The following is a 7,545-nucleotide window of genomic DNA, read 5'->3' as shown; positions in this document are numbered from 1 at the left end:
CCGAGTGAGTTACTAATGTAACGGTACGCTTTGCCTGGTTTAAATTGAACTTCCAATTGACCAAGCTGGTCGGCAGTTATGAGAGTATTTTTCCTGCCTCCAAGACTGCCAAGTGGTTTTACTGCTTGGGATGCAATATCACTGCCAATGTAAAATACACCACTAACTTCTGCTGTGAAGTTTCTTGCCCAAGTTAATGAACTGGAACGAACAGCGGTCTTTACTTCAGCCGGCACCCAGTTAATTCGCGGAATTACACCATCAACTATTGGTATTGTATATTTATCAGCATCCGAAAGTAGGTTTTCGTATGCATTGGATGACTTAATCATTGTGTCGTTCTTAGTCTTATTCACTAAACGGTAATTCATGAAATAATTAGTCGAATCAGTGTTACGGAAAAACGTTATCTCATAGTTTTCACCGGTTAGTTTTGCTTTATCTATTTCTTCGAATGTAGCCGTAGCTTCTGTCGCACCGGTTTTCGGAACGCTGACTTCGAAATCATATGGATCGTTAAAGTCTCTGCCGGGAACTATACCGCCTTCAATGATTTTCTTTGCATTGGCTGTAAGATTGATTACTTCCTTTCCATCATAAAAGTAGTTTCCGACAGCTTTATCAACAGGTTTGAAATAGATTGGATCAACATTTACCGCATATCCAACTAATGCGAGGAAATATGGCCTGCCTTTAACTATCGGTCCGCCCGTGAAAGGATCACTTGTTAGAGAATATTTAATAACTCCTCTAACCTGATCACTGTAAACTGCTGGATTTAATTGAATACCTTTTTGATGTCTTTTAGTAACCTCTCCGGTCTTAGCGTTTCTGACAAGAATGTCTTCATAATTATTCGCAAGGTCCCAACGCTGGATAATCTTTGCATTATCAACTCCGCCGACTAAATCAGCAGTATTGTTTGTTCTGAATGCCCATAGTTCGTAACCTTCAAAGCGTTGTTTGTAAATGATTGTCGTGTCAGTTCCGACAATTTTCATTAGATCATCTTTCCAGGCAAGAGCTTTACTGGTGTTCCATATTAAATCTATTGAACTTTCAGTAGTTCTTACGCTTGGTGCAGCCAACGGCGGTGGTGAAGCAGTTCTAAAGTTCGAATTATAAATTTCCTGAGCAAAATCAGAAATTTTCTTTGCTTCATCAATACTCGCGAGTGCAGATGCACCACGCCCAACTATCATTGCAGCTGTAATAATTACTGTGTCTAAATTGGGTCGTAGTTTGAACATACCTGTATTTTGCATCATTCTTTGATCAGATGGCGTATTGCTAATCCATCCGATGTTTTTTACTTGATCGCCGGAATAGAAGTACCGTCCGTCTACAGTAGCGCAGGCCACACCACCAAGGACAGTACCGAACGACCATGTACAAGGATTAACTGGGATACCTCTTTTGTTAAATCCTTGCATATAATGTCTTAATTCGAATCGCGTTCCAGGATCATTTTGATCCGGAGGTGTTGATTGGAAATATTGAATAAATGAGGCGATACCAAGCTGTTTTTTACCTGGATTAGCTTCAATCCCTAAGACCGGTCCACGGACATTCCATGCTGTGTCTGTTGCAGCTCCGGGAACGAACGGACCTTGGAAAAAGTCAACTAAGTAAGTTGGTGGATTATTACCGTATTCACTATCAGAACCGTCATTGTATACATAGCCGGCATTACGTCCTTCAACGTTTCCGGGTTTAGGATAACCGCTGACTGCTTGTGGTGCATCGCAGCCAACTAAGTCGTCTGTGTATTCACCTAAATCCGGATCTGCCCACATTGAGAAATAGACGCTATCCAGAACATCGGCACCTTTGTTAATCATTTTATATCTGATAAACAGCATATTGCCTAATAAACCTGCAGATGCAAAACCAAATACTGTTTGGTGTATTTCAATACCTACAGGATCGACATCTGTATAACGTCTTTCTTTTGCAGGTCTTCCGTCGTTAAAGACGCACCATGCAGTTTCATCACCGAGTAAATCAGGTCTATCTTCATCAGCATCCCATTCACCGTTTCCATTAAGATCTTTAGGATCATATTTCCCATCACCGTCACCATCATAAAAATCAGCGCCGAGAGCAACGGCATCACGCCATTCCTGCCAGCTTGTTCCGAAAACAGGTTCGTCTGATCTAATAACATATATTCTATTCTTTAGGTTTGTTGGTGATGATCCGACAGGACCCGCAACATAGTCGTTAATTCTAGATGCAGTTGCGACTCCGTTTGCCCACAAGAATTCATCTGCTGTGCCAAGCTTCTTATAGCCACTGACGGTAAAACCACCAGAGTATAAGAAGCCGTGACCATCGAATTTACCGGTTGCAGTGAAGCCAGGCACAACTACATCCGCAATAATTCCGGAATTATTCATCGGCATGCCAATATTATTAATCTGCATGTAGTGCACACCGACCACCTTTTGCAATCTCTGGGAATTCCCTGACTTACCAGAGTTATCTTTTTCAATGGAGGTAAGACCAAGGAATAATAATCCCACTGCGGTTAGAATGCAGAAGGTTTTAAGAAATTGTGAGTTTTTTAATCTTATCATATTTATCTACCTTTTCTTTAGTTAAAAGTTAATACCAGAAAAATTAACTTTTAAACCTAATCTAATTTGTCTAGGTATACCAAAATTATCAGGATTTCTTTCTAATAATTCGTAATCTCCCTTAAATAATTCTGGGTATTTACTATCTAAAACAACTTTCTGACCTCTGTCTGTATTAAGATAACCAGTAGTGTAAGGACTTCCAGTTGAACGATATACATTAACAATATTATCTGCATCTAATAGATTGTCAATCCACAAATATGGGGTAATAAGTATATTGCCGAATAATTTGAAAGTCTTTTCAACTTTCATATCGATTCGGAACATTCCCGGGCCGTATTTTGAATTAACATATCCCTTGGTGTCACCATAATTTGTCTCACTACCGGAAATATCTTGTACTTCAAGTGGTGTATACGGTCTACCGCTCGCAAATGAGATTAAGAAATTCATTCCTGTACGCTCAAAGAAACCAAGTTTTCCTTCGGGAATAAAAATATCAAGATTTACAGTTCCTGTATGCCGCTGATCAAAATCCAAAGGTGCAATAACTTTTGGAATCGAATTATCAACATTTCTGAAAGTAGCAACATAAGAAGAACTTGTAGAAGAACCTGTTCCTTCTGCAATTTGATAAGTATAGTTGACGGATAAGGCAACAAATTGGATCCTTGCAACATCAAGAGCAATAGTCAGTCCTTTGATAGTACCAAAATCTGTATTAGTTGGCCCGAAGTACGTGCTTTGCTGATCTAATCCTGTATAAAATACAGTAGTTGACCAGTTGATCAATCCTTTGGTATTCTTATAGAAGGCGCTCAGACTCAATGCAGCTAAATTATTTCCGAATATTTGTCTGAATCCGACTTCATATTGAGTAGTAACTTCACTCCCAATCTGACCGGTTCTTACTAATCTGCCGCCTTCACCGCTTTGAATTGCTTCATAATGGCGGGTCCACACAAACATATCGGAAAGATTAGGTGTTTGCACAAATTTTCCATATTGTGCATGGAACACAGTGGAAGTTGTTACTGGGAAACCAATGCCAAGCCGTGGACTGAAAAACATCTCTGGTTTCTTTGGTTCAAAATCAGCTGGATCAATGATTTGATCATTTCCAAACCTGAATGGGCGCTCAGGATCGCGTATAACATCAGTTTTAGAATCGAGATAATCAAAACGTAATCCAAGATTGATGACTATATCTGATAATTCAAATCTATCCTGCAAGTAACCATAGAATACAATCGGTTTTCTTGGGGCAATAAAGCTGTCTGCAAGAGCTTCAGAATCCCCGCCATAGATATCATACCCCCAGTAAAAAGGTATTCTATCAGAATAACGTTTAAATTTTGACGGCGGAGCAGTACCACGAATGTCTCTAGCAATGGCAGTAGGTCCTATTGAATAACGATGGAGTTCAAGAACTTGTAATCCTGCACCTAATTCAAAAAGATGATTTTGATACTGTGTTGTCAAATCAAAGTCAAATTGAAGCGTTTGATTGTAATTTTTGCTGTAGGAATTATTTGTGAATCCTTCATCCAAAAATAGACCTAAAGAATCATTATCAAGCAAGAATCCTTGCAAAAATCCATGAAGTTTCAGATATGGATTATAGAGTGTATCTCCATATTTTGCAAGATCTTGTTTGAAAATGGGATCCATCTGCTCATCCTTGAAAAGTTTATATCCGAAATTTAGATTCCAGAATGTGCTGACACCAATATTCTGACTGATTCGTGCAGCATAAGAGTGATTCTCACGATGATATAATGGATTCCTATGTGAATTATTTTTAATAAAATCGTAAACAAACAATTTACGGTCTTCAATATTAACATTGGCACTCATTCTCAATGTTACGAAACCTAAATCATGGAAAGTTTTTCCGGTTAGTTTCCAGGAACCACGGTCATTGTTTGGTTTTGTCTCCAGAATAGTTGTACCGGTGCTGAATGTCGGATTTTTCATTATTACTTTTGCACCACCTGGAATTTCCATTCCGGCTGTCCAAGGAACTTCTGAACCATCGGGCATAACAACTGTTAATGTGCCGCCGGTTCTGACCGGGGATTTTATTTCAATCGGAACCGCGGGCGGATCTTGATCTAAGAACCAACCTCTTTCCGCTGAAAGGAAAAATGTATGTTTTGAGTTCTTCGGAATGAACGGACCACTCAAATTCAGAGTATATAAATTGTATCCGTAAGGATCTGTGAATGAGCTGCTTATAACATCTCCGAATACGGCATAGCTGCCTGATCCGGATTTAGTTGTAACGTTAATAATACCTGATTGTGCTTGACCATATTTTGCTTCGAATCCACCAATTTGGAACGAAAGCTGTTCGATTGCCGAATTTGAAACTTGGTTATAGTTGGCGCCCCAGTATGCATCGTTTTGGCTAACGCCATCTACGATGTATAGAACTTCGCCGCCTCTGCCGCCTTTAACGTTAATGGTAGCATTACCGTCAACACCGCCGGAGCCTTCAGTCATAACAACACCAGCTTGAAGCGCAGCAATTTTTTGCACGCCTCGAACAGGAAGTCTTGCAATTTCATCTTTATCTACTACTTTGACGGTATTCGTTGCTTTTTGCTCAAAGAAGGTCCTTTGAGATGTAACCGTGATCTCTTTTAATTCGGCAGTTGCTTCTGCGAGATCAACATCTAATTCTTTTGTAATACCGGCAACAACACGAACACCCCGAACTGTTTCAGTTGCATATCCAACGAAACTGATTCGGACATCGTATGTACCAGGAACTATATTGAGAATAAAATATTCCCCTCTAACATTGGTGGCGGCACCAAGTTCCGTCCCAACGAGGAGAATATTCGCACCAGGAAGTGGATCACCAGTACGAGCATCGGTGACCTTACCGGCTAACTTTCCAGTAACAGTTTGTGCAAATGAATTGCTCACCATTAACATGGAAAACGCCAATAATACGTATAGAATTTTTTTCATTTATTTCTCCCTCTCTATTGTTTTACTTATAGGAGTTATCGCCACGTAAATTAATATTTCTATTAAAGAAGTAAAGGGGAGAATATTTCTCTATTCTCCCCAGTACCTGAAAATCAAAATTACTTGTTAAAGTTCTTACTTAACAAGCATCATTTTCTTTGTTGAAGTGAAGTTACCTGCGGTAATTGTGTAGAGGTACATACCTGACGGCATATCCTTGCCACTGAATTGTGCAGTATGCGTTCCAGCATTCTGGACTTCATTAATTAAAGTTGTAACTTCTCTTCCGAGGACGTCGAACACTTTCAACGTTACTAACCCATTCTCAGGAATGGTGTAGCGAATTGTTGTGGATGGGTTGAATGGGTTCGGGAAGTTTTGTTCGAGATCAAAGCTTCCAACTACTCCTGGATTGTCATCAACTGAGGTAATGGTAAATGTATTACCACTGAGATACCAGAGTTCTGCCTCACCTAAGTCATTGGTATCACCAGAACCGAAAATAGTGTACATAGCGTCTGCTCTGAATGTGTTTGTACCGGTTTCTTGGAATCCCCAAGCAGACATTTGAGAATATTTTTCATGAACTGCAGGCGTCATGGTAATGTTGTTGACTGTTTTTGCAGTTCCCCATACACCAGCCATGAAAACATCATACAATGTATCTGTTGCTGTTGGAGTGTCGCAGAATTTAAGAACGCCAATTGTTCCATTCCAGTTTGTTGCAAATTCAATCTCATTAAGAGTTGAAAGTCCGCCTGGTAATGAACGTGAAGTTCTGTTTACTTTGCTGACTAATTCACCTGTAAAGCTTGCTCCATCACCATGAATTACATATACGCCGGTATTGCTTGCTGCACCAGTGTTTACTGTATCGACAAAGGTACCTGCAAAATAGAGATGACCGTTTCCGCCAACGATAGCATCGACTTCATAGTTGAGTGCATGTACTTTACCGCTTAATGCGGTTAAGGTGAATGGATTTACCCATGTCCAGTTTGCATCCCATGTGTCACCATCATTTGTCGTTTTCTTATATCCAAAAGTGTAGAATGCTTGGCCTGGTTTGTGCCCTTCGACCATAATATAACCGATACCATTTTTGTTAATGAATCCCTTGGTACCATTCCAAGTATCATCATTAAAATCTTTGGTATAGGAAAGTGCTGATTTAGTCCAAGTCATTCCCTGGTCGGTTGATTTCCAGAGATATTGGTTGATTGTATCTGCACCGGAAACAACATAGTCAATTAGAGGTAAATTCGCGAACACATGTCCTCTTGTATTAACAAATGTTTCATCACCAGGATAATAAGTACTGTCAATTTTTTGAGTGAACGAACTCTGTCCAACTGTAGGATCGCTTGCAAATTGATACCAGAACCAGCTTGCACTTAGTTCAGCCCAACTACCGACTACTGCCTGTGCACCAGGTGTGATATCTTTTGTTGGATTCGACAGTGAAATATTTGGATGACGACCAACATTCCATGGCGCTAAGTTCATTGGTCCGATTTGTGGAGTCCAGTTTGCACCACCATCGTCGGATGCTTGGTAAACAATTCTACCGCTGCCCGCACCGGTTCTATCAACTCTATGGATAATAGCGATCAAACCGGAGAAAGGATCGGTGATAATCTGGTTAGTATAGGATGCTTGTGTTGTATAAGCATTCCACATTTTGCCAGCTAACACCGCTGTTACTGCATGTGGTAGAACCGGATTTGACCCTGGGAAATTTTTATCCAAGGTTAAGTTTTCGAACACCGGTTTTGGTGCTTTATCGAATACCTGCTGTGTTGCTGATTGAGCAAACACCAGCGAAGTGGTAAATAGAAGCATCAATAAAAAAGTGGAAGTTTTTTTAAGCATTGCGCTCTCCTTCTTTATGTTTGAGGTGTTGTTAATTAATTGTGAAGATATTTTCTTCTTCTTATTTATTTCTATTTATGCAACCCTTCATTTTAATACATAATAATATTTG

At 39.8% G+C, this 7,545-nt stretch carries 3 protein-coding genes; all 3 read right to left on the bottom strand.

The window, feature by feature from the left end; genetic code table 11:
• The coding region (locus FJ213_03320) for a hypothetical protein (GenBank protein ID MBM4175193.1) at window positions 1-2,579 on the bottom strand (2,579 nt) is incomplete at its 3' end.
• Between the two features lie 21 nt (window positions 2,580-2,600).
• Complete coding sequence (locus tag FJ213_03315; protein MBM4175192.1) at window positions 2,601-5,561, bottom strand: hypothetical protein; 2,961 nt, start codon at window positions 5,559-5,561, stop codon at window positions 2,601-2,603.
• Between the two features lie 135 nt (window positions 5,562-5,696).
• Complete coding sequence (locus FJ213_03310; protein MBM4175191.1) at window positions 5,697-7,433, bottom strand: T9SS type A sorting domain-containing protein; 1,737 nt, start codon at window positions 7,431-7,433, stop codon at window positions 5,697-5,699.
• Window positions 7,434-7,545: the final 112 nt, after the last annotated feature.

The sequence above is a fragment of the Ignavibacteria bacterium genome (assembly GCA_016873845.1).
Lineage (GTDB): Bacteria > Bacteroidota > Ignavibacteria > Ch128b > Ch128b > JAHJVF01.
The sequence above is the reverse complement of the archived record's forward strand: the minus strand, read 5'-3'. Positions and strand labels throughout refer to the sequence as shown.

What these genes read in the sequence shown, in the direction of transcription:
- FJ213_03315 (MBM4175192.1), bottom strand. Translation starts at nt 5,561, where the DNA reads ATGAAAAAAATTCTATACGTATTATTGGCGTTTTCCATGTTAATGGTG.
- FJ213_03310 (MBM4175191.1), bottom strand. Translation starts at nt 7,433, where the DNA reads ATGCTTAAAAAAACTTCCACTTTTTTATTGATGCTTCTATTTACCACT.